General features: G+C 71.0%; 21 protein-coding genes. 10 read left to right on the top strand and 11 right to left on the bottom strand.

From position 1 onward, the window contains the following. Positions 1–28: 28 nt before the first annotated feature. From AB0B33_RS13345 to AB0B33_RS13335, 3 genes are all read right to left on the bottom strand, one after another. Positions 29–1,606 carry a cellulase family glycosylhydrolase gene (locus AB0B33_RS13345; protein WP_360770576.1) on the bottom strand — a complete coding sequence of 526 codons (1,578 nt, stop codon included), beginning with the start codon at positions 1,604–1,606 and terminating at the stop codon, positions 29–31. Between the two features lie 10 nt (positions 1,607–1,616). Further along, a complete protein-coding gene (locus AB0B33_RS13340) occupies positions 1,617–4,547 on the bottom strand; it encodes a glycoside hydrolase family 48 protein (RefSeq protein WP_360770574.1) in 2,931 nt (976 codons plus the stop codon). Positions 4,548–5,059: 512 nt separating this feature from the next. Further along, positions 5,060–6,055: a LacI family DNA-binding transcriptional regulator gene (locus tag AB0B33_RS13335; RefSeq protein WP_360771149.1), complete on the bottom strand. Its 996-nt coding sequence runs from the start codon at positions 6,053–6,055 to the stop codon at positions 5,060–5,062. Positions 6,056–6,305: 250 nt separating this feature from the next. Here AB0B33_RS13335 and AB0B33_RS13330 point away from each other — a divergent pair, with 250 nt between their 5' ends. The 6 genes from AB0B33_RS13330 (at position 6,306) to AB0B33_RS13305 (ending at position 13,454) form a co-directional block, all read left to right on the top strand. After that, the gene (locus tag AB0B33_RS13330) at positions 6,306–7,607 is read left to right on the top strand and encodes an extracellular solute-binding protein (RefSeq protein ID WP_247022974.1); all 1,302 of its coding nucleotides are present in this window, start codon (positions 6,306–6,308) and stop codon (positions 7,605–7,607) included. A 4-nt stretch (positions 7,608–7,611) separates the two neighbouring features. Beyond that, a complete protein-coding gene (locus AB0B33_RS13325) occupies positions 7,612–8,601 on the top strand; it encodes a sugar ABC transporter permease (protein ID WP_247022972.1) in 990 nt (329 codons plus the stop codon). Continuing rightward, positions 8,598–9,470, top strand: a complete 873-nt coding sequence (locus tag AB0B33_RS13320) for a carbohydrate ABC transporter permease (protein WP_247022970.1) — start codon at positions 8,598–8,600, stop codon at positions 9,468–9,470. The genes AB0B33_RS13325 and AB0B33_RS13320 overlap by 4 nt, the downstream gene beginning before the upstream one ends. After that, positions 9,467–10,879 carry a GH1 family beta-glucosidase gene (locus AB0B33_RS13315; protein ID WP_360770569.1) on the top strand — a complete coding sequence of 471 codons (1,413 nt, stop codon included), beginning with the start codon at positions 9,467–9,469 and terminating at the stop codon, positions 10,877–10,879. The genes AB0B33_RS13320 and AB0B33_RS13315 overlap by 4 nt, the downstream gene beginning before the upstream one ends. A 427-nt stretch (positions 10,880–11,306) precedes the next feature. Further along, positions 11,307–13,073 (top strand): IlvD/Edd family dehydratase, encoded by a 1,767-nt coding sequence (locus tag AB0B33_RS13310; protein ID WP_247022968.1) that lies wholly within the window; start codon positions 11,307–11,309, stop codon positions 13,071–13,073. A gap of 72 nt (positions 13,074–13,145) precedes the next feature. After that, entirely contained in the window at positions 13,146–13,454 is a 309-nt protein-coding gene (locus tag AB0B33_RS13305; protein ID WP_360770566.1) for a DUF3040 domain-containing protein, read from the top strand. On the opposite strand, the gene AB0B33_RS13300 is transcribed toward AB0B33_RS13305, so the two are convergent. Beyond that, positions 13,451–13,789 carry a malic enzyme-like NAD(P)-binding protein gene (locus AB0B33_RS13300; RefSeq protein WP_360770563.1) on the bottom strand — a complete coding sequence of 113 codons (339 nt, stop codon included), beginning with the start codon at positions 13,787–13,789 and terminating at the stop codon, positions 13,451–13,453. The two genes, AB0B33_RS13305 and AB0B33_RS13300, sit on opposite strands and share 4 nt — an antisense overlap. Positions 13,790–13,965: 176 nt before the next feature. On the opposite strand from AB0B33_RS13300, the gene AB0B33_RS13295 reads away from it, so the two are divergent. Next, complete coding sequence (locus AB0B33_RS13295) at positions 13,966–14,391, top strand: hypothetical protein (RefSeq protein ID WP_360770560.1); 426 nt, start codon at positions 13,966–13,968, stop codon at positions 14,389–14,391. Here the strand turns inward: AB0B33_RS13295 and AB0B33_RS13290 are convergent. Further along, positions 14,382–14,798 (bottom strand): CBS domain-containing protein, encoded by a 417-nt coding sequence (locus AB0B33_RS13290; protein WP_360770557.1) that lies wholly within the window; start codon positions 14,796–14,798, stop codon positions 14,382–14,384. The genes AB0B33_RS13295 and AB0B33_RS13290 overlap by 10 nt on opposite strands. Positions 14,799–14,882: 84 nt before the next feature. Between AB0B33_RS13290 and AB0B33_RS13285 the strand changes: the two genes are divergently transcribed. Beyond that, complete coding sequence (locus tag AB0B33_RS13285) at positions 14,883–15,509, top strand: UdgX family uracil-DNA binding protein (RefSeq protein WP_360770554.1); 627 nt, start codon at positions 14,883–14,885, stop codon at positions 15,507–15,509. An 11-nt stretch (positions 15,510–15,520) separates the two neighbouring features. On the opposite strand, the gene ligD (AB0B33_RS13280) is transcribed toward AB0B33_RS13285, so the two are convergent. The 4 genes from ligD (AB0B33_RS13280) to AB0B33_RS13265 all read right to left on the bottom strand — a co-directional run bounded on the left by ligD (AB0B33_RS13280) (position 15,521) and on the right by AB0B33_RS13265 (position 18,488). Further along, positions 15,521–16,384, bottom strand: coding sequence for a non-homologous end-joining DNA ligase (gene ligD, locus AB0B33_RS13280; RefSeq protein WP_360770551.1), 864 nt, complete (start codon positions 16,382–16,384; stop codon positions 15,521–15,523). After that, the gene (gene ligD / locus AB0B33_RS13275) at positions 16,381–17,325 is read right to left on the bottom strand and encodes a non-homologous end-joining DNA ligase (RefSeq protein ID WP_360770548.1); all 945 of its coding nucleotides are present in this window, start codon (positions 17,323–17,325) and stop codon (positions 16,381–16,383) included. Before ligD (AB0B33_RS13275) ends, ligD (AB0B33_RS13280) begins: the two co-directional genes overlap by 4 nt. After that, positions 17,322–18,227, bottom strand: a complete 906-nt coding sequence (locus AB0B33_RS13270) for a Ku protein (protein ID WP_360770545.1) — start codon at positions 18,225–18,227, stop codon at positions 17,322–17,324. Before AB0B33_RS13270 ends, ligD (AB0B33_RS13275) begins: the two co-directional genes overlap by 4 nt. A 63-nt stretch (positions 18,228–18,290) precedes the next feature. Continuing rightward, positions 18,291–18,488, bottom strand: a complete 198-nt coding sequence (locus AB0B33_RS13265) for a hypothetical protein (RefSeq protein WP_360770542.1) — start codon at positions 18,486–18,488, stop codon at positions 18,291–18,293. Between the two features lie 189 nt (positions 18,489–18,677). Between AB0B33_RS13265 and AB0B33_RS13260 the strand changes: the two genes are divergently transcribed. Beyond that, positions 18,678–18,887, top strand: a complete 210-nt coding sequence (locus tag AB0B33_RS13260) for a hypothetical protein (RefSeq protein WP_360770540.1) — start codon at positions 18,678–18,680, stop codon at positions 18,885–18,887. Positions 18,888–19,636: 749 nt separating this feature from the next. On the opposite strand, the gene AB0B33_RS13255 is transcribed toward AB0B33_RS13260, so the two are convergent. After that, on the bottom strand, positions 19,637–20,368 hold the full coding sequence (locus tag AB0B33_RS13255; RefSeq protein WP_247025112.1) for a GAF and ANTAR domain-containing protein: 732 nt from the start codon (positions 20,366–20,368) through the stop codon (positions 19,637–19,639). A gap of 292 nt (positions 20,369–20,660) precedes the next feature. Between AB0B33_RS13255 and AB0B33_RS13250 the strand changes: the two genes are divergently transcribed. Further along, positions 20,661–21,029 (top strand): STAS domain-containing protein, encoded by a 369-nt coding sequence (locus AB0B33_RS13250; RefSeq protein ID WP_360770537.1) that lies wholly within the window; start codon positions 20,661–20,663, stop codon positions 21,027–21,029. Here the strand turns inward: AB0B33_RS13250 and AB0B33_RS13245 are convergent. Further along, on the bottom strand, positions 21,026–21,988 hold the full coding sequence (locus tag AB0B33_RS13245) for a TIGR03557 family F420-dependent LLM class oxidoreductase (protein ID WP_360770535.1): 963 nt from the start codon (positions 21,986–21,988) through the stop codon (positions 21,026–21,028). The two genes, AB0B33_RS13250 and AB0B33_RS13245, sit on opposite strands and share 4 nt — an antisense overlap. Between the last annotated feature and the right edge of the window lie 40 nt (positions 21,989–22,028).

Here is a 22,028-nt window from a genome sequence, read left to right as displayed (position 1 = left end):
GTGTGCTCCTTCGTGTTCGGTGGACGGGTCAGGTGGTGCACGCGGTCGCGCCGACGGCGAAGCCGCCGGGCGAGCCGGTCGAGGCGCCGGTCGCCTGGAAGCCGATCGACGTCGAGGCGCCGCCGGCGAGGTCGGGTGCCCAGGTCGGCGCCTTGGCGGTCGCCTGCTGCCCGGACTGGGTGACGGTGGCGCCCCAGCCCCCGGTGATCTGCACCCCCGAAGGCTCGGTCCAGCCGAGCGCCCAGGTCTTCAGCGGCGCGGTCCCGGTGTTCTTGAGGGTCACGGAGGCGACGAACCCGCCTTGCCACGTGTTGTCGACGTGGTAGGTGACCGCGCAGCTCACCGCGGGCGGCGGATCGGTCGTCCCGCCGCCGGATCCCACCGGCGGGATCAGGTAGGGCTGCAGGATCCCCTGCTTGACCTGGTTGACCGTGGTCCAGTCGTCGTTGAGGATGCCGCCGGTGTCGCCCGAGTTCGGGTTCCACGACCAGTACGTGAAGCTCATCCCGGTGGGCCCGGTGCCGGCGTACTTCATCAGTTCCTGCAGCCAGGTCTTGTCGCGCGGGTCGGCCAGCGTGCTGCCGAACTCGCCGAGCAGCACCGGCGCGATGTTCTGCTTCTGCAGGTAGCCGAAGAAGTGGTCCCACAGCGCGGGCAGGTTCGCCGGGAACGACGGGTCGGAGAACCACGGCTGCGCGAACACGGAAGTCGCGTACTCGTGCGCCGAGTAAACGAGCTTGTCCGGCTTGGACAGCCGCACCGGGAACTGCTTGGCCCCGGACAGGTTCCCGCCCCACCAGCCGCACTGCGGGTCGCCGGTGCCGCTCACGCAGTCGACGCCTTCGACGATGACCAGCCAGTCGGGGTTGGCCGAGAGGACGGCGTTGCCGCCGCGTTCGGCGGCCAGGCGCCAGTCGGTCGCGGTGTCGCCGCAGCCCCAGCACGCTCCCCCGCCGCCCTGGATGGCGTGGGGCTCGTTGTGCAGGTCGGCGCCGATCACCGTGGCGTTGCCCTTGTAGTGCTGGGCCAGCATGGTCCAGTCCGACAGCCACCGGCTCTCGGGGTAGGCGCTGGTGTACCAGAGCGGGGACTGCGCGCCGGAGTCCGGCCGGTGCTGGTCGAGGATGACGCGCATGCCCTTGGTGCCGGCGTAGGCGATGATCTTGTCGAGCACCTGCAGCCCGGAAAGCCCTTGCAGGTCCGGGTTCTGGACGGCGTCGATGCTGGTCGGCTTGACACCGCTGTCGAAGAGCTGGTTGGAGTACGGGAGCCGCAGCGTGTTGTAGCCGAGGCTCGCCATCTGGTCGAGCATGTCCTTGTAGTTGCGGCTCCACAGGCCGTGCGGCGAGTAGTTGCCGGTCTCGGCGCCGAACCAGTTGACGCCGGTCATCCGCACCGGCGCACCGGTCGCGTCCACGAGCTGGGAACCGCTGGCGTGCCAGAACCCGGTGCCGGTTCCCAGTGCGGCACTTTCACGTGAAAGTGCCGCTCCCAGGTGGGCACTTTCACGTGAAAGTGCGGGGGTGGGGGCCGCGGCGGCCGGGGACGCCGTGAGAACGGCGCCCCCGACCAGTGCGGCGACCACCAACGAGAGCAGTCGCTTCATCGAGTGCCTTTCAGCCGAACAGGGCGACGTGCGCGGCGAACGCCGTGGCGATCTCCGACTGCGCCCAGAACCGGTGGTAGGTGAACGTCGGCGCGGCGCCGCCGTCCAGGTAGGCCTGGACCTTCGGCCACTGCGGGTCGCTCTTGTAGAAGGAGCGGATGGATCCGAACGTCGAGCTGGAGTTGATCGCGTCGCCGTTCGGCATCGTGCCGGTCCAGCCGGTGGGGACGTACAGCCCCTGGTCCGTGGTGGCGTTGTAGGCGTCGTCGAACCGGTTGTAGTCCGTCCGGGTCTCCGGCACCGCGATGCCCTGGGTGTCGGTGTTCGCCGACAGCGCGGTCAGCAGCTGCTCGCCGACCGTCTTCGCCTGGGCGTTGCTCGACCCGGACGCGTAGTAGAGCAGCGTCTTGGCGAGCGAGGCCGCGACCCCGACGTCGTTGCTGTAGTTCTTCACCGTGACGTGCAGGCTCGTGTTCGAGCCCGGGCTGGTCGCGTTCCAGGTGTCCGGCGCGCCGCTCCAGCCCAGGTCCGCCGGGATCTGGAAGCTCCCGCCGGCCCCGACCGTGGTGTTCGCGATCGCCCAGGGCACCCACTTGTCGAGGATCTTCTTGGCGCGGGCGTCGTTCGTCGCCTGGTAGTACTCGGCGATCCGCTCCATGCCCCACGTCTGGAAGCCGAACCACTGGTTGCTCGGCGGGTCGTGCCAGACCGGCTGCTGGTCGTAGAACATCCCGTAGAACGTCGGCGTGCCGGACGGCGGGGTGCCGTACTGGCCTTCCCAGCTGTTGGTCGCGCCGCCGGCGAGCCCGCCTTCGGACGACTGCAGCCACTGCAGGAACTCCAGCTGCCGGCCGAGGCTGGTCGCCCAGTCGCTCGCGCCGGTGGCCGAGGTGACCTTCAGGCCGGGATCCGCCGAAAGCGCGTACGCGGCCAAGGGGTTCTGGTAGCCCTGGTGGGCCGCGCCGTCACCGATCCGCCACGCCCAGGCGCTGGACGAGTCCATCGAGCCGCCCCAGGCGTAGTACCAGGAGACGAGGTAGTGCTCGCTGTCCTTGCCGGTGCCCGCGGCGCAGCTGGACGCGCCGACGCAGTTGCCGATCTTCTTGAAGTACTTGTCGAACAGCGAGTACCGGAGGTAGTCGCCCATCTTCGACGCCTTCTTGACGACCGCCGAAACGTCCGCGCTCTTGCCCTGCGCGGCCGCCCACTTCTCGGCCTGGAAGGCCACCTGCACGGCGCGGGCGTCCGCGTCGGGCGCGTTGGTGTACTTCCACTGCTTCGCGTACGACGAGTCGCCGGTGAACAGGTCGAGGTAGCCGTTCTTGCCGCCGAACTTCAGCACGTCGCAGCTGGGCTGCGTGACCGTTTCCCAGACCGATTCCTGCGAACCGCGCTGGAAGGTGTTGATGAACGCCGGCGCGGTGTTCGTGCCGTCTTCGCAGTGGCCGAACTTGTAGATGTTGTCCACGTCGAGCAGCCAGTGCATGCCGTAGACGTCCGCCGAGCCGTAGGCCGCCTTCAGCTCCGCCGCGATCGGGTCGGCCCCGACCGAGACGTTCGACTGCAGCTGCGACGGGTACTGCTTCGGGCTCGGGTACTCGGCCGCGTAGGTCGCCGGCTTGCTCGCGTTGTAGCCGGAGTTGCCCGGCTGGTCGGCCGCGGACGGGATCGCGTAGGTCTCGATCGACGTCCAGGCCTGGTTGAACGGGGCCCAGTCACCGGTGATCCGGCCGTAGGACGCCTCCAGCCACAGGTAGTAGCTGAACGCCTCCGACGTCGTCTCGTGCCCCTGGTCCGGCGCCTCGACGATGAGCGTCTCGATCGAGTGGTAGGGCACCAGGATGTTCCCGAACTTGCGGAAGTAGCCGTTGTTCGGGTCCTTGATCTTGTTGTACTGCGTGAGGAACGCGAGCTGGTAGTCCGAAGTGGACGACGAGATCTCGTTCACCGTCACCGTGGCCGCGGTGTAGCCGGAGCTGCTCGCGGTGAAGGTGGCGCTGCCCAGCGCTCCCCCGTTGTCGGCGCTCGTCACGGTGACGTTCTGGGGGGTGTTCCAGTTCGTCGTCGAGAAGGTGACGCTCGTGGGGCTCGCGGTGAGGTCGGTGCTGCCCGCCGTCCGCGCGACGGCGACGGTCACCGGGGCGGTCGGCGCGCCGGCGAGGCTGACGGCGAACGTCGCCGTGCCGCCCTGCTTGACCTGCGCGGTCGCCGGGGTGGCGACGATCGTGGGTCCGGACAGCACCTTGACGCTGACCGGGCTGGACGACGTGCTCGCGCCCTTGTTGTCGTAGGCCTTCGCGGTGACCGAGTACGTCCCGGCCGGGACGTTGCCCCAGCTGCCCTCGAACGGCGCGGCCGTGTCGGTGGCCAGCAGCGTGTCACCGGCGTAGAACTCGACCTTGCTGACGGTGCCGTCGCTGTCCGCGGCGGTCGCGGCGAGCGGGATCGTCGCGGGGGCGTAGTAGGTGCCGGTGGACGTGGGCGCGGTCAGGGTGACGGTCGGGGCCTTGTTGGCGCCGGTGCACGCGGTGCCGTTGACGGAGAAGTCGGCCGGCGGCCGGTTGGCGGAGCCCTTCGAGCCGTTGAAGCCGAAGCTGGTGCTCGCCCCGGTGTCGAGGTGGCCGTTGTAGGACAGGTTCGACGCGGTGACCGCGGCGCCGGTCTGGGCGAAGGTGGCGCTCCAGCCCTGCTGGACCTTCTGGCCGTCGAGGAAGGTCCAGCCGACCTTCCAGCTGTCGAGCGGCGAGCCGTCGTTGCGCAGCGAGACGTTGGCGGTGAACCCGGAGTCCCAGTCGTTGGTGGTGTAGGTGACGGAACAGGCGACATCGGCGCCGAGCGCCGGTGGTGGGGCGATCAGCGCGGCGGCGGCCGCGACCACGGCGGTGGCCAGGGCCAAGCCGCGCGAGCGGCGCGTTCTGCGCCATCGGGGAGAGGAACGCATGGCTGCGGAACTCCTTTGTCCGTAGGGAGCCAGCGATCTGGGAGCGCTTCCAGGCGCAGACGGTAGCCAGCCGGAAACCTGGATGTAAAGAATCGAGTCAGAAGGACACCCCGGCCGCCGACGTCACTTCTGCGCACGGGGCGAACGACGGTCCGCTGAACGCTCCTGAACAGCTCCACCCGATGGTGGGTGCCTCACTCGTTCGGCGCAGTCTTCTGGTGACTTGGAGTGGTGAGGAAACGCTGTTTAGCGCCGAAGGCGTACATCTCGGCCGGAAGGGTGACACCTATCGACGCCGTCGACCGGACCCACGGTTTGAGCACGCGAGAGATCGGCGCACGCCCGAACGGCGGCAGCGCGTGAAACGGGCGGACTCGAAGGGCGGGTCGACGCGGGCGCCGGCTGCGGCCCTCGCCTCCGCCGGTGCGGGAATTCAGCCCGAGGCGCGCACCGCCGAGGACCGCCCGGCGGGAGCGGCCCGAACGTCAGCTGGAGGCGCGCGCAACCGAACCTCAGCTCGAGGCGCGCACCGCCAGCGAGACCGGCAGGACCTGCTGCCGCGGCTTCAGGCTCTGGTCGTCGAGCAGCTGCAGCAGCGTCTCCACCATCGCGTGGACCTGCTCGCGCGGGTCCTGGTGCACCGACGTCAGCGGCGGGTCCATCGCCGGGGCGAGGGTCGCGTTGTCGTCGAAGCTGACCACCGCCACGTCGGCCGGGATGCGGCGGCCCGCCGCGTCCAGGGTGCGCAGTGCGCCCACCGCCATCATGTCGCTCGCCACGAACACCGCGTCGAGGTCCGGGTGGCGGGTGAGCAGGGCGGACATCGCGTTCGCGCCGCCGGACAGCGTGAAGTCGGCCTCTTCGACCAGGTCGGCGGGGTCGAGGCCGGCGTCGAGGAGGGTCTTGCGCCAGCCGGCGAGGCGGTCGATCGAGGCACTCTGGTCCTGGGGCCCGGCGATCGTGCAGATGCGCCGCCGCCCGGCCGCGACCAGGTGTTCCACCGCCAGGCGGGCGCCGCCCTCGTTGTCGAAGTCGACCACGTGGACGCCGCGGCGGATGCCGGCCGCCTGGCCGCCGAACACCACCGGGATGCGCAGCAGGCGCAGTGCCTTGGGGAGCGGGTCGGCGCGGTGCGGCGCGAACACCAGCGCGCCGTCGACGTGGCCGCCCTCGAGGAACCGGACCGTCTTGCTCAGGTCTTCGCGCGTGTCGCTGAAGATCAGCACCATCTGGCGGCCGATGTCGGCGAGCTCGCGGTACCCGGCGCGCATGACCGACGTCCGGTACGGGTCGTCGAGGAGCCGGGCTTCCGGCTCCGAGAGCACCACGGCGATCGCGCCGGTGCGGCGGGTGACCAGCGAGCGGGCCGCCTGGTTCGGGGAATAGCCCAGGTCACGGGCCGCGGCTTGGACCTTCTCGCGCGCCGCCGCGCTGACGTACGCGTCGTCGTTCAGCGCGCGCGACGCCGTCGACCGCGAGACGCCGGCGAACGCCGCGACGTCCTCCAGCGTCGGCCGCTCTTCATCCCCTGCTCGAGGCCCCACACCTACCGCCCTCGCTCCCTCAACCACCCGGACGTCGACAGCTTAACCGGCAAGCGTGGACGAAGTCCGGGAGCGCTCCTCGCAGGAAACACTCCGGTTACGACCCCTTGACACCGGTGGAGGGCCCCAGCAGACTCTGCGACACCTGGGAGCGCTCCCAGATCGGCTCCCAGCAGTGAGAGCGCTCATTCCCGTCAACAAGGTGGTTGGACACGTGAGAACGATCCGGAACGGCCTGGTCCTCGCACTGGGCATCACGATGACGGCGCTCGGCGCCACGGCCTGCGGTGGCGGTGGTGACCAGACGCCGGCCGCCGCGAACCCGAACGAGCACGTCGAGCTCACGCTGTCGACGTTCACCGAGTTCGGCTACGAGGCACTCATCCCGGAGTACGAGCGGCTGCACCCCAACATCAAGGTCACCCACCGCAAGACCGGCCAGGGCGGCCCGTACCACCAGGACCTCATCACCAAGCTGGCCGCCGGCTCGGGTCTCGCCGACGTCGCCGCGGTGGAAGAGGGCCACCTGTCCGACGTGCTCGACAAGGGCTCGAAGTTCAACGACCTGACCAAGATCGGCCCCGCCGACGCCTCCCCCGACCGCTGGCTCGGCTGGAAGTACGACGCCGCCAAGACCAAGGACGGCAAGGTCATCGGCTACGGGACCGACATCGGCCCGCTCGCCATGTGCTACCGCAAGGACATGTTCAAGGCCGCCGGGCTGCCCGACGACCCCGAGGCCGTCAAGCCGCTGTTCGCCACGTGGGACAGCTACTTCGCCGCCGGCGCCGACTACGTCGCCAAGTCCAAGGGCAAGGCCTGGTTCGACTCGGCCGCGCAGAACTTCAACGCCATGGTCAACCAGCTCCCCCAGGGCTACATCGGCAGCGACGACAAGCTCGCCGTCGAGGGCAACCAGGGCATCAAGGACGCCTGGACCAAGGTCACCGACGCCGTCGCGAAGGGCGAGTCGGCCAAGCTGACCGCGTTCAGCAACGAGTGGAACTCCGGCTTCAAGCAGGGCGCCTTCGCCACGAAGGTGTGCCCGGCGTGGATGCTCGGCGTGATCAAGGAGCAGGCCGGCCCGGAGAACGCGAACAAGTGGGCCGTCACCGCGGCGTTCCCCGGCGGCGGCGGCAACTGGGGCGGCTCGTACCTGACCGTGCCGACGCAGTCCAAGCACCCGAAGGAAGCCGCCGAGCTGGCCGCGTGGCTGACCGCGCCGGAGCAGCAGATCAAGGCGTTCCAGGCCAAGGGCACCTTCCCGAGCCAGGTCAAGGCGCTTTCGGACCCCACGCTGCTGAGCCAGACCGACGCCTACTTCGGCGGCGCGAAGGTCGGCGAGCTGTTCGCCGAGCAGGCCAAGAAGGTCCAGAAGCCGCAGTACAAGGGCCCGGGCGACGGCCAGATCCAGGAGAACGCCTCCAGCCCGGCGCTGCAGGCGGTCGAACAGGGCAAGTCGGCGGCGGACGGCTGGCAGCAACTGGTCGACCAGGCGAAGAAGATCACCCGCTGACCTCATGACCGTCATCGACAAAGTCGCGCCGGAAGGGAGCAAGGCCGGGGAGCGCACGTCTCCCCGGCCCACCTTCCGGCACAAGCTGAGCCGGTGGGACGTCAAGGTATCGCCGTACCTCTACGTCGCGCCGTTCTTCATCGTGTTCGGGATCGTCGGGCTGTTCCCGCTGCTCTACACCGCATACGTCTCGATGTTCGACTGGAAGGCCGGGGACGACAACCCGGAGTTCATCGGCTTCGACAACTTCAAGGAACTGTTCGCCGACAGCCAGTTCTGGAACGCGCTGGCCAACACGGTCAGCATCTTCCTGCTCTCCAGCATCCCGCAGCTCGTCATCGCGGTGCTGCTGGCGGCCCTGCTCGGGGCCCGGCTGCGCGGCGCGACCGGCTGGCGCGTCGGCATCCTGCTGCCGTACGCGGCCAGCCTCGTCGCGATCGGCATCATCTTCGCGAACCTGTTCGGCCCCAAGTACGGCCTGATCAACGGTGTCCTGCAGACCATCGGGCTGGACCCGATCGACTGGCAGGCCAGCCGCTTCGGCAGCCACGTCGCCATCGCGATCATGGTGAACTGGCGCTGGACCGGCTACAACGCGCTGATCGTGCTGGCCGCCATGCAGGCCATCCCGAAGGAGCTGCACGAGGCCGCGCTGATCGACGGCGCGGGCATGTGGCGGCGGTTCACCGCCGTCACGCTGCCGCTGCTGAAGCCGACGCTGATCTTCGTCACCATCACCTCGACGATCGGCGGTCTGCAGATCTTCACCGAGCCCAAGCTGTTCGACGCCATGCCCGGGTCGAACAACGGCGGCTCCACCAACCAGTTCCAGACCGTGACGCTGTACCTCTACCAGTCGGCGTTCGAGAACTACAACCTCGGCTACGCCTCGGCGATCGCCTGGGTGCTGTTCGTGATCATCGTGCTCATCGCGCTGGTGAACTTCTTCCTCACCGGCCGGCTGGCGCGCACCCCGGCGGTGAAGAAGAAATGACGACCCTGCAGAGCAGAATCCGCAACGCGGACATCCGGAAGTCCGTCGCCACGCTCGGGAAACCGCGCAAGGCGACGTACATCGTGCTCGCGATCTTCGTGCTGGGCTCGCTGTTCCCGTTCTACTGGTCGTTCCTGGTGGCCAGCCGTGACAACGGGATGCTCACCGAACGCATCCCGCCTTTCGTGCCCGGCGGCAACTTCTTCGCCAACGCCGCCCGGGTGTTCGACACCGTCCCGTTCTGGAAGGCGCTGGCCAACAGCGTCATCGTGTCCGGCACGGTGACGCTCACGACGGTGCTGTTCTCGTCGCTGGCCGGGTTCGCCTTCGCCAAGCTGCGGTTCAAGGGCCGCAACGGGATGTTCGTGTTCATCGTCGTCACGCTGGCCGTGCCGACGCAGCTCGGCATCATCCCGCTGTTCATCGCGATGTCGGAGCTCGGCTGGGCGGGCGGCCTGCAGTCGGTGATCGTGCCCAACCTGGTCACCGCGTTCGGCGTCTTCTGGATGCGTCAGTACACAGTGGACGCCCTGCCGTACGAGCTCATCGAGGCCGCGCGCGTCGACGGGTGCAGCATGATCCGGATCTTCTGGAACGTCTGCCTGCCCGCCGTGCGCCCGGCCGCGGCGATCCTCGCGATGTTCACGTTCATGACGTCCTGGAACGACTTCCTGTGGCCGCTCGTCGTGCTGGACGCGGGCAACCCCACCGTCCAGGTCGCGCTGGAGAAGCTCCAGAGCGGTTACTACGTCGACTATTCGCTGGTGCTGGCCGGCACGACCCTGGCCACCATCCCGATCCTCATCGTCTTCGTCCTCCTCGGCCGCCAGATCGTGGCCGGGATCATGCAAGGTGCCGTGAAAGGGTGAACATGTCCGTACATCCCGACAGCGTTCGGGCGGAGACAGCGCTGATGTTCCCGACCGGGTTCGTCTGGGGCGCTGCCACCGCGGCGTTCCAGGTGGAAGGGGCCACCTCGGCCGACGGTCGCACCGACTCGGTCTGGGACGTCTTCGCGCGCCGTCCGGGTGCGGTCGTGGGCGGCGACACCGGCGACCCGGCCGCCGACCACTACCGCCGGTACAGCGAGGACGTCGCCCTGATGCGACGTCTCGGCCTCGGCGCCTACCGCTTTTCGCTGGCCTGGCCGCGGGTGCGGCCGGACGGCGGCGAGCCGAACGCCGCCGGGCTCGGCTTCTACGACCGGCTGGTCGACTGCCTGCTGGAGGCGGGCGTCCAGCCGTGGGCGACGCTCTACCACTGGGACCTGCCGCAGGCGCTGGAGGAGAAGGGCGGCTGGACCTCGCGGGACACCGCCTACCGGTTCGCCGAGTACGCCGAGACGGTGCTGGAGCGCCTCGGCGACCGCGTCGCCAGCTGGTCGACGCTGAACGAGCCGTGGTGCGCGGCGATGCTGGGCTACGCGGGCGGCATCCACGCGCCCGGCCGCACGGACCACCCCGCCGCCGTGGCGGCCACGCACCACCTGCTGCTGGGCCACGGGCTGGCGATGGACGCCATCCGCCGCCACGCACCGGGCGTCCCGGGCGGGATCACGCTGAACCTGTACCCGGTCGCCCCGCACGACCCGGCGAACGTCGCCGACGTCGCGGCGGCCCGGCGCATCGACGGCCTGCAGAACCGGCTGTTCCTCGACCCGGTCCTGCGCGGCGGCTACCCGGACGACCTGGTCGCCGATCTGGCGCCGTTCGGGCTCGCCGACGTCGTGCGCGACGAGGACGCGGCGGTCATCGCGGCCCACGTCGACTGGCTGGGCGTGAACTACTACCGCGACTACCGCGTCGCGGGCCGCCCGGTCCCGGGCAGCGAGCCGGCGGGCCCGGAGTGGGTCGGCGCGGGCGACGTCCACTTCGTCCCGGACCCGGCGGCCCCGCGCACGGATTCGGGCTGGGAGGTCCAGCCGGCCGGGCTGACGGAGTCGTTGCTCCAGGTCCACCGCGGCTACCGGCGGGTGCCGCTGTACATCACGGAGAACGGCGCGGCCTACCCGGACGTGATCGCCGACGGCGGCGAGATCGTCGACACCGACCGGGTGACGTTCCTGGACTCCCACCTGCGAGCGGCGCACGACGCCCTGGCGGCGGGGGTGGACCTGCGCGGGTACTTCTACTGGTCGCTGCTCGACAACTTCGAGTGGGCCGAGGGGTACGCGAAGCGGTTCGGGCTGGTGCACGTGGACTACGCGACCCAGGTGCGCACGCTGAAGCGCAGCGCGCAGTGGTACTCCCGGGTGATCGGGATGAACGGCCTGGGCTGAGCCCTGGGGATTCGTGGCGGCCACCGGCGCGGGTGGCCGCCACGATCCCGCGCCGTGGGCGTTCGCCTGGCCCGAGGGATCCGGACCCGGGCGGACGCCCGCACCCGGCGGTCCGCGGCTCGCCCGAGGGTCGCGAATGACTCATTCGCTACCACCAACGCCCCAATGAGTCATTCGCGGCACCACGGCCCGACGCCGCGGATCGCCGCCACGATCCCCAGCGAGGGATGCGGCACGACCCGAGGACCGGCCCGGGCGGACGCCCACACCGGCAGCCCCCAGCGCACCCGAAGGTCGTGAATGACTCATTCGCGACCACCAACGCCCCCAATGAGTCATACGCGGCGCCGCTGCGCCGCCTGGTGCCGGAGCCGGGGTGGCCGGGAGGGGCGTGCATTCCGGCGCCGCCGTTGACAGACTGCACGGTATGGGACTGCGCAGCGAAGCTTGGTTCGACAACCCGGCCGACCCCGGGATGACCGCGCTCTACCTCGAGCGGTACATGAACTGGGGTCTCACCCGGGAGGAGCTGCAGTCCGGCAAGCCGATCATCGGGATCGCGCAGACCGGCTCCGACCTCACCCCCTGCAACCGCCACCACCTCCAGCTCGCCGACCGCACCCGGGAAGGCATCCGCGAGGCCGGGGGGATCGCCATCGAGTTCCCCGTGCACCCCATCCAGGAGACCGGCAAGCGCCCGACCGCCGCCCTGGACCGGAACCTCGCCTACCTCGGGCTCGTCGAGACGCTCTACGGCTACCCCATCGACGGCGTCGTCCTCACCACCGGCTGCGACAAGACCACGCCCGCGTGCCTGATGGCCGCCGCGACCGTGGACCTCCCGGCCATCGTGCTGTCCGGCGGGCCGATGCTCAACGGCTGGTACAAGGGCGAACGCACCGGGTCCGGCACCATCATCTGGAAGGCGCGCGAACTGCTCGCCGCCGGGGAGATCGACGACGCCGGGTTCATGGAGCTCGTCGCGTCGTCCGCGCCGTCGCCCGGGCACTGCAACACCATGGGCACCGCCTCCACCATGAACGCGCTCGCCGAGGCGCTCGGGATGAGCCTGCCCGGGTGCGCCGCCATCCCCGCGCCGCACCGCGATCGCGCGCGGATCGCCTACCTGACCGGCCGCCGGATCGTCGAGATGGTGCACCAGGACATCAAGCCGTCGGACATCCTCACGCGCGAAGCGTTCGAAAACGCCATCGTGGTGAGCTCGGCGATCGGCGGCTCGACCAACGCGCCCATCCACATCGGGGCCATCGCCCGGCACATCGGCGTCGACCTGCCCCTCGACGACTGGCAGCGGCTCGGCCACGCCGTCCCGCTGCTGGTCGACCTGCAGCCCGCCGGCAAGTACCTCGGCGAGGAGTTCCACCGCGCGGGTGGTGTCCCGGCCGTCGTGCACGAGCTCATGCGGCACCACCTGATCCACGAAGACGCCCGCACGGTCAACGGCCGCACGCTCGGCGACAACTGCCGCGACGCCGAGGCCGGCGACCGGGACGTCATCCGCACGTTCGACACCGCCCTCACCGCCGACGCCGGGTTCCTCGTCCTCAAGGGCAACCTCTTCGACGCGGCCATCATGAAGTCGAGCGTCATCTCCCCCGAGTTCCGGCGCCGCTACCTGGCCGGCGGGGTCTACGAGGGCACCGCGGTCGTCTTCGACGGCCCGGAGGACTACCACGCCCGCATCGACGAACCCGGTCTCGGCGTCGACGAGCACTCGCTGCTGGTCATGCGCGGCACGGGCCCGCTCGGCTACCCGGGCTCCGCGGAGGTCGTGAACATGCGGCCGCCGGCGGAGCTGATCAAACGCGGCGTGCACGAGCTGCCCTGCCTCGGCGACGGCCGCCAGTCGGGCACCTCCGGCTCGCCGTCGATCCTCAACGCCTCCCCCGAAGCCGCGGCGGGTGGCGGGCTGGCCGTCCTGCGGACCGGCGACCGGGTGCGGATCGACCTGGCCGCGGGCACCGCCGACGTCCTCATCCCGGACGACGAACTCGCGGCGCGCCACCAGGAGCTCGCCGAAGCGGGCGGCTACCCGGTGCCGGAGTCGCAGACGCCGTGGCAGGAGATCCAGCGGTCGATGGTCGACCAGCTCTGCGACGGCATGGTGCTGCGCCCGGCCGTGGCGTACCAGCGGATCGCCGAGACGAAGGGCATTCCGCGCGACAACCACTGACTTTCCGGTGAAGGACCGCTTCGAACGGGCCGCGAGCGGGTACCACTCCGGTAGCCGAGGCTAGGAGGACCCATGCTTCCGGAGCGAGACCACCACGCGTTGCGCGAAATCGAAGCCGAGCTGCGGGCGAGCGACCCGGCGTTCGCCGCCGCCTTCAGCGGCCGCGAGCTGCGCGGGTCCAGGCGGTTCAACCTGTTGCTGGTCCTCTGCGACGTCACGGCCGTGGTCATGCTGCTCGTCGGGTTGTTCGCCAGGGACGCCGCCCTCGTGCTCTGGGGCACGGTGAGCGCCGGCGCGCTGGTCGCGTGGCACATCGCCCGCGCCGAGACGGAGCGCCAGCCCACCGAAGACGGCGCCTCCCCGACCGCGGGCGCCCACTAGTCCACAGTGGACTGATCGGCGGCCTTCGCCGTGCCCGCCACGGGTTCGGCCATCGCGGGCACCAATGCCTCGTCGAACACGCTCGGCACGATCCGCCCCGGTGCCAGGTCCTCCCCCACGACGTCGGCCAGCGCGCGGGCCGCCGCGAGCAGCATGTGCGCGGCCACCCGCGGCGCGCCCGAGTCGAGCAGGCCGCGGAACATCCCCGGGAACGGCAGTACGTTGGTGATCTGGTTGGGGAAGTCGCTGCGGCCGGTTGAGACGATCCCCGCGTGCCGCCCGGCCGCCGCCGGGTCCGGGTTGGCCAGCGCGAACACGATGGCGCGGCCGGCCACGGCCGCCACGTCCGCCGGCGCCAGGATCCCGCCAGCGCTGACGCGCGCAGCAGAAGCCGGGCGATCGCGCTGCCCGCCCCGCAGGCACCGGAGATGACGACCGACGTCTCGGCCGGGTCGCGGCCGGTCAGCTTCAGCGCGTTGTGCAGCGCGCCGAGCACGACCACCGCGGTGCCGTGCTGATCGTCGTGGAAGAGGGGGATGTCGAGCTCGTCGTGCAGCCGCCGCTCGACGGTGAAGCAGCGCGGGGCGGCGATGTCTTCGGGGTCGATCGCGCCGAACGAGGTCGCGAGGTCCTTCACCGTGCGGACCGGGTCGTCGAGTTCGCGGCTGACCGGGCAGATCGGCCAGGCGTCGACGTCGCCGAGCCCGAGCAGGGCGGAGCCGTCGGAGACGATGGCGACCGAGTTGGCCTCGACCGTCTCGCGCCCGAGCACCGCCGGGTCGCCGGCGACCCGCTTCGCCTGGTCCGCGACGCCCGGCGGGTAGTGCTCGGCCAGGTCCGCCGGCGTGTCCAGGGCGACGCGGGTCGCCACTTCCACTTTCCCCGGCTGCGCGTCATACCCCCTCGGGTCCCCGCGCCGCGTGGCGATCAGTCGTAGGACAGCGCCTCGACCAGTTCGCCGGCGCTCGGGTTCGGCAGCGCCCGGGCCACGTCGGCCTGCGCGACGATCCCGACCAGCTCGTGCCCGTCGATCACCGGCAGCCGGCGGACGCGGTGCTCGGACATCGTGCGCAGGATCTCCGCCACGTCGTCGTCGGCACCGATCGTCACGACCTCGCCCCCCGCCAGCTCGCCGATGTGCAGCGCCCGCGGGTCCTTGCCCTCGGCCAGCACCTTCACGACGATGTCGCGGTCGGTGATCATGCCCTTCAGCCGGTCGTCCTCACCGCAGATCGGCAGCGCGCCGACTCCCTTGCGGGCCAGGGTGACCGCGGCGTCGTGCACGGTGTCCGACTCGCGGGCGCAGGTCGCGTCCGGAGTCATGATGTCGCGTGCGGTGGTCATCGTGAACTCCTTCCATCCGGTTACCCGGCGGCTACCCGGGGTCGCCGGGTTTACTCGGCGCGGCGAACGGGAATCTCCCGCCCCATGCCGGAGCACCGCCGCGCCGAGCCGCCGGACACCACCGATCTCGCCCGGTTGCGGTCGGCGGCGTCCGGCTGCGAAGGGTGCTCGCTGTACCAGGACGCCACGCAGACCGTCTTCGGTGCAGGCTCGACCGGGGCGAAGGTCCTCGTCGTCGGAGAACAGCCCGGTGACAAGGAAGACGTGGCGGGTGAACCGTTCGTCGGGCCCGCCGGGAAGCTCCTGGACCGCGCGTTCGAGGAAGCGGGCTTCGACCGGCGGTCGCTGTACGTGACCAACGCGGTCAAGCACTTCAAGTTCAAGCGCGAGGGGAAGCGCCGGATCCACCGGAAGCCGGGCCGCACCGAGGTCGTCGCCTGCCGCCCGTGGCTGCTGGCGGAACTGCGGGCGGTCCGCCCGGACCTGGTGCTGCTGCTGGGCGCGACGGCCGCGCAGTCGTTGCTGGGCACCCAGTTCCGGCTCACCCAGCACCGCGGGGAGCCGGTCGAGCCGCCGGAGGACCTGGCCGACCTGGTGCCGTCCGCGGTGGCGACGGTGCACCCGTCGGCGGTGTTGCGGGCACCGGACCGGGACGAAGCGTACGCGGCTTTCGTGGCGGACCTGAAGGCGGCGGGCAAGCTGCTCGGCTGAGCCGCGCGCCCTCAGTCCAGCTGCTTCAGCGCCGCCTCGGCCGACCCCGCGTGCCGGTCCAGGTCGCGCCACGGGTCGTCCTTGCGGGCCAGCCGCTGCTTCTCCTTCGCCAGGCTCCAGCCGGCCGGTTCGGCCTTGCCGAGTTCCCGCCAGTCCAGCGGTGTCGCCGCCGCCGCACCGGGGCGGGCCCGCAGCGAATACGGCGCCACGAACGTCTGCGCGTACCCGTTGCGGTTGGCGTCCAGGAAGATCCGGTCGCCGCGCTTTTCCTTGCGCTGGGCCGTGGTCAGCCGGTCCGGGCCGGACTCCGCCACGCGGTCGGCGAGCGCGCGGGACAGCTCCAGCACGACCTCCGTGTCCGTCTTCGCGTCCAGCGGTGCGAGCACGTGGAAGCCGCGGCCGCCGGTGGCCTGGACGAACGCCGTCAACCCGACGCGCTCGTACTGGTCGCGGTTGCGCCGGGCGACCGCGCGCAGCTCGGCGACGGGGGTGCCGTCCGGCGGGTCGAGGTCCAGCACCAAGCGGTCCGGCTGCCCGGGCACGTCCACAGTGGACAGCCAGACGTGGAACTCCACGGTTCCCTGGTTCGCCAGGTACTCCAGCGTTTCGGCGTCGTCGCACACCACGTAGTCGTCGGTGCCGCCGCCGCTGCGGGGAACGCTCTCGACGCGGATCGAGTCCGGGAAGTGCTCGCCCGGGTGCTTCTGGAACCAGCCCTGCTTCGCGATGCCGTCGGGGAAGCGCCGCAACGTCAGCGGGCGGCCGCGCAGGTGCGGCAGCATGACGTCCGCGACGGTCCGGTAGTACTCGGCGACGTCGCCCTTGGTCACGCCGTCGGCCGGGTAGAACACCTTGTCCGCGTGCGAAATCTTCATGCCCGCTCCCGTACGACGTCGCCGGCCTTCTTGTCTTCGCGCAGCCCGGCGAACCGCGGGTGCCGCAGCCGCCCGTCGCGCGTCCATTCGGAGAAGTCGATCTGCGCCACCAGGTCCGGCCGGACCCAGTGCGCGCCGCGCTCCCCCACCGCGCCGGCGAACGGCGAGTCCGGCGTCTCCCGCTTCCGCAACCGCGCGTGCAGTGACGCCAGCAGCTCCTCGTCGAAGCCGGTGCCGACCTTGCCGGCGTACTTCAGGCCGCCGTCTTCGTGGTAGCCGAGCAGGAGCGCGCCGAAGCCGTGCCGCGAGCCCTGCGGGTCGGTGAAGCCGCCGATGACGAGCTCCTGGCCCTGCGCGCACTTGAACTTCAGCCAGTCGGGTGACCGCCCGTGGTGGTAGGGCGCGTCGGCCCGCTTGGCGATGACGCCCTCCCACCCGCGTCGGCAAGCCTCTTCGAAGAACTTTTCGCCCTCGGTGTTGCGGTGCGACGACAGCCGCAGCGGGCCCTCGAAGCCGAACGCGTCCCGCAGCAGCGCCTTCCGCTGCCGCAATGGCAGGCCGGTCGTGTCCTGGTCGTCGAAGTACAGCAGGTCGAAGAGGTAGTAGTAGACGCGCACACCGGTCGCGCGGGCGCGATCCGGGTCGCTCACGTGGATCCGCGGCTGGAGCGCGGCGAAACTCGTGTTCGCGCCGTCGAACGCCACGATCTCCCCGTCGGCGACGAACCGCGGGCCGCCCTGGGCCGCCAGTGCCTCGACGATCTCGGGGTAGGCGTTGTCCATCACCTTGTGGTTGCGCGAGTACAGCGTCGGCGGGCCGCCGTCGCGGACGCAGATCGCGCGGACGCCGTCCAGCTTGCGCTCGAAGATCCAGTCCGCGTCGGAGAACCGGCGGCCGGTGAGCGTGGCCAGGGTGGGCTCGCGCCAGCCGGGTCCGGTCACGAGGCCTTCAGCGCCTTCTCGAGCTGGGCGCGCGTCATCTTCGACCGGCCCTTGACGCCCTGCTCGCGGGCGAGCTTGTCCAGGTCCGCTTTGGACAGTTCGGCGAGGCCCTTCCCGGCCGGCTTCTTGCGGTTCTTCACGCTGCGCGAGAGCGCCTCGAACAGGTCGACGACGTCGGCCGACGGTGCCGGCTCCTCCTCGTGCGTGATCTCCTTACCGGCTTTCTTGGCCTTGATCAGCTTTTCGACGCGCTTGGAGTACTCGTCGCGGAAGTCCTCGGGCTTCCAGGGCGCGGTCATCTCGTCGACCAGCGCGAGCGCCATGTCGAGCTCCTTCGGCCGCGGCTTCGGGAGCTTGGGCAGCTCGCCCATGACGTCCTTCGGCTTCCGCAGGTCCGCGACGAAGTGCAGGGTGTTGAGCACCATGACGCCCTCGCCGGCGCGGACCGCCGCGAGGTATTCCTTGCCGCGCAGCACGAACTTCGCGACGCCGGCCTTCTCGCTGCGATCCATGGCTTGCAGCAGCAGGCCGTACGCCTTCGCGAAGTCGTCCTTCGCCGGCTTGAGCCAGTACGTCTTGTCGAAGAACCACGGGTCGATGTCGTCGAGCTCGACGAACTGCTCGATGTCGATCCGGCGGGACCGTTCGGGCGCAATTTCGTCCAGCTCGTCCGGCTCGACGAGCACGTGGTCGCCGCCGCCGAGCTCGTAGCCCTTGACGATCTCGTCCCGGTCGACCTCGTCGCCGGTCCGCTCGTTGACGCGGCGGTTGCGGATCCGGTCCGACGTGCCGCGTTCGAACTGGTGGAAGTGGATCGTGTGGTCCGCCACCGCGGGGTACAGCTCCACGGGGACGGTGACCAGCCCCAGGCTCAGCGCGCCGCTCCACACCGGTCTCGCCATGTCGACCTCCTCACGGGCAGCGATACCCGTCCGGCGGCCGCCCGAAACTCAGCGTGACGACGCTCAGGCGACTTCGCTGGCGCGCCTGCCACCGCGGTGCAGGCCGAGCATCTCCAGCAGCTGGGCGCAGTCCTCCGGATCCTTGGCCTGCGCGGCCACCGCCAGCGCCGCCTTGTGCCGGGTGCGCTCCTGCTGCGGGGAGTCACCGCCCTCCAGCAGGAGGTCGGCCACCGGTCGCAGGTCGTTCCGCTTGTCTCGCATCTCCGCTCCCCTCCGGGCATCCGCCAGTGCGTTTTCACCGGCCGGTTACCCCGGATCACTCCCTGAAACACAGGAGGCGCCGGCACGCCCTCCGGAGACACCGAACGTTGCGCCGAACGAGTGAAATCGCCCGGCTCAGGCCCAGGAGACGGCAAGGTAGGTGAGACCCACGTCACACCAGGAGGCCGGATGGGCACCCAGATCCGCATCAGCCGCGAAAGCGGCTCACTCCCCTGCGAGGTCTGCGGCTTCCCGACGATGCACGTGGCGCAGGTGGTCGCGGACGACGGCACGGTGCTCGGCCGGACGCTGGTCTGCACGACGTGCCAGCTGGGCCGAGGCCGCCAGGAGCAGGCGGTGGAGCCGGACGCGCCGCCGGACGAGGTACCGGCGGGGTGAGTGGGCCGGGGCGGCGACTACGCGCTGTGGGCGCGGTCGACGGGCACAGTGTCCCCGGCGACTCGATGCGGGCGGCCACCGGCAGTGACCGCTTGGCTGCCGCGGACCGAGGGTGCCCGCCGCAGCCAAGCGAGGCCGTGGGAACAGACCCGCGCCTGCTTGGGGTGCGGCAGACTGGGCATCCACCTCAGCCGGGCAGCACCGCCCGCCGGGTCGCCGGGTCGGCCCCACACGACCGGAACTGCCGCCGCCCCGCCGGGTCGGTCCCACACACGGCCGGAATCGCCGCGGCCCGCCGGGTTGCCGGTCGGCCCTGCACGGCCGGAATCGCCGCTCGCCGGGAACAACCCCGTGCCCGTCCGGGGCGCCGCAAACTCGGCATCCACCCCACCCAGGCAGCACCGCTCGCCGGGTCGCCCGACCGGAATCGCCGCCGCCCGCCGGGTCGGCCCCGCACGACCGGAATCGCCGTTGCCCGCTGGGTCGCCGGTCGGCCCCGCACGGCCGGAATCGCCGCGGCCCGCCGGGTCGCCGGTCGGCCCCGCACGGCCGGAATCGCCGCTCGCCGGGAACAACTCTGCGCCCGTCCGGGGCGCCGCAAACTCGGCATCCACCCCATCCAGGCAGCGCCACCCACCGGTTGCCACCGCACACGACCGGAACCACCGCCGCCCGCCGGACCGTCGCGGACCGCAACTTCCGTCCCGCCGGACTCCGGCCGCCACCGAACCACGACCGCCGCGCGGCACTCAAGCCGTTGTCGTTGCCACCGCTGCCACGAACTCCGCCGCCACCTCGTGCAGCTTGCGGTTCCCGTCCTGCGACCTCTTCACCAGCCGCTGGAACGCTTCCTCCGCGGTGATCCGGTGCGCCGCCATCAGGATCCCCTTCGCCTGGTCGATCACCGCTCGCGTCTCCAGTGCCCGGTTGAGCTGGTCCGCCAGCTCCCGGCCCGCGAAATACCTGCGCGCGCTGCGCAAGCCGAACACCACCGTCGCCGTGTACAGCTCCAGGATCTTCGTGCCCAGCTCGCTGAAACCGTGCTCGCCGAAGCCGAAGAGGTTGACCGCGCCGGACATGTCCTCGTCCACCGTCAGCGGGGCCGCCAGAAAACTCGCCACGCCCAGCTGCTCCGCCGACGTCACGAACTGGGGCCACAGATCACCCACCGCGCCGACACCCACCCGGACCGGCTGGCCGGTCTCCGCCGCGCGCAGGCACGGGCCGTCGCCGATGCGGTACTGCTCGCGGTCGAAGTTGACCGCTCGCTGATCGGTGCTGGCCACCGTTTCCGGTACGCCGTCGCGCACCAGGGTGATGCTCGCCATGTCGGCTCCCGGCACCACGTGCACCACGTTGTCGCACACCGCCTGCAACATCTGGCCGAGGTCGAGCTCGGTGTCCAGCATCGCGGTCAGCGATTCCATCGCGACCGTGACTTCGTCCAGCCGCGCGGTGAGCTGCTCGTGGCCGCCCGTCATCTGGTCGACGCCCCCCATCCTCTGTTCAGGGCGCTCAAGACCAGGGAGGACCCGGGCGCGCGCCACTAGTGGGCCGCTAGCGCTTTAACGGGTCCAGCGCGAGATTACTGCATCACGATCAGCGCGGGCACGAGCGGTCACCGCCTCGGCGCGGCACGCGCCCGTTCGGAGCAACGGCGGTTGCGGGCCGCTCACACCTGGTCAAGGCTTCGGGGACGGTTCAACCAGCAGCCGGCCCCGAACCCCTTCGAGGGCGCGGCGCCCGGCCGCGCCAGGACGGCGGCGAACCGCGATGAACGCTCCCCGAGCCCGATGTCCCGCCCTGCGGCTGCGCACCACGTGGCCCGCCCCGCACACCGTCCGCGTCACCGTGCGCGGCGAACTCGACAGCGCGACCGCCGGCGATTTGGGCGCCCTGCTCACCGACCGGCTGTGGGCGGCGCCGGAGCAGCTCGCCGTCGACCTGTCCGAAGTGGACTTCCTCGGCGTCGCGGGCGTGCGGGTGCTGCTCCACGCCGCGCTCGAGGCCGAGCAGCGTGGCACCGAACTGCTCGTCGTCACCGGGACCAGCGCGGCGGTCCGCCGCGCCCTGCGGGTGACGGGCGCGGACCGGCGGCTCACCGAGGCCGGACCCGCGCCCGCTCCCGAGCCCGCTCGCTAGCCGCGCAGCGCCGGCAGCAGTTCCTTCTCGGCGAAGTCGAGGAAGCCCTCCTGCTGGTCACCGCCGATCTGGACGAGCGCCACGTCGGTGAAGCCCGCCTTCTCGAACTCGCGGACGCCTTCGACGATCGGTTCCACGTCCGGGCCGCACGCGATCGAACCGGCGACGTCCTCCTCGCGGATGAACTGCGTCGCCCCGGCGAACCCGGCCGGGCCGGGCAGCTCGGCGTTGACCTTCCAGCCCCCGGCGAACCAGCGGAACTGCTCGTGCGCGCGCTTCACCGCGGCCTCGCGGTCGGGACCCCACGAGATCGGCAGCTGCGCGATCTTGCGGGTCGGCGGCCCGAGCCGGGTCGCGTCCCACTCCCGTGACAGCTCCACCTTCGGCTCGACGGCGATCATCGCGTCGGCGACCGGGGCGAACCGGCGGACCGACTGCGAGCCGGACACGGCGATGGCGACCGGCGTCCGCTTCTCCGGCAGGTCCCACAGCTTCGCGGAGTCGACGCGGAAGTGCTTGCCCTCGTAGTCGAAGTGCCCACCGTCGAACAGGCCGCCGATGATCTGGACGGCCTCGGCGAGCATGTCGTGCCGGACGTTGGCCGGCGGCCAGCCGCGGCCGACGACGTGCTCGTTGAGGTTCTCGCCGGCGCCGAGCCCGAGGGTGAACCGGCCGGCCGAGAGCGCCTGCACGGTCGCCGCCTTCTGCGCCACCACGGCCGGGTGGTACCGCATGATCGGGCAGGTCACGTAGGTCATCAGCTCGACGCGCTCGGTGCTCTGGGTGACCGCGCCGAGCACGCTCCACGCGTAGGGCGCGTGCCCCTGCTCGGCCAGCCAGGGCGAGTAGTGGTCGCTCATCACCTCGAAGTCGAAGCCGGCCGCTTCCGCACCGGCGGCGAACCGGACCAGTTCGTTCGGCCCGGTCTGCTCGGTCATCAGGGTGTAGCCGATCCGCATCGGCGCCTCCTCTCGGTCAGTCCGTCGCGTACCCGGCCGA

The sequence above is a fragment of the Amycolatopsis sp. NPDC049159 genome (genome assembly GCF_040648295.1).
GTDB classification, from domain to species: domain Bacteria; phylum Actinomycetota; class Actinomycetes; order Mycobacteriales; family Pseudonocardiaceae; genus Amycolatopsis; species Amycolatopsis pretoriensis_A.
This window is presented reverse-complemented; position numbering and strand designations above follow the sequence as displayed.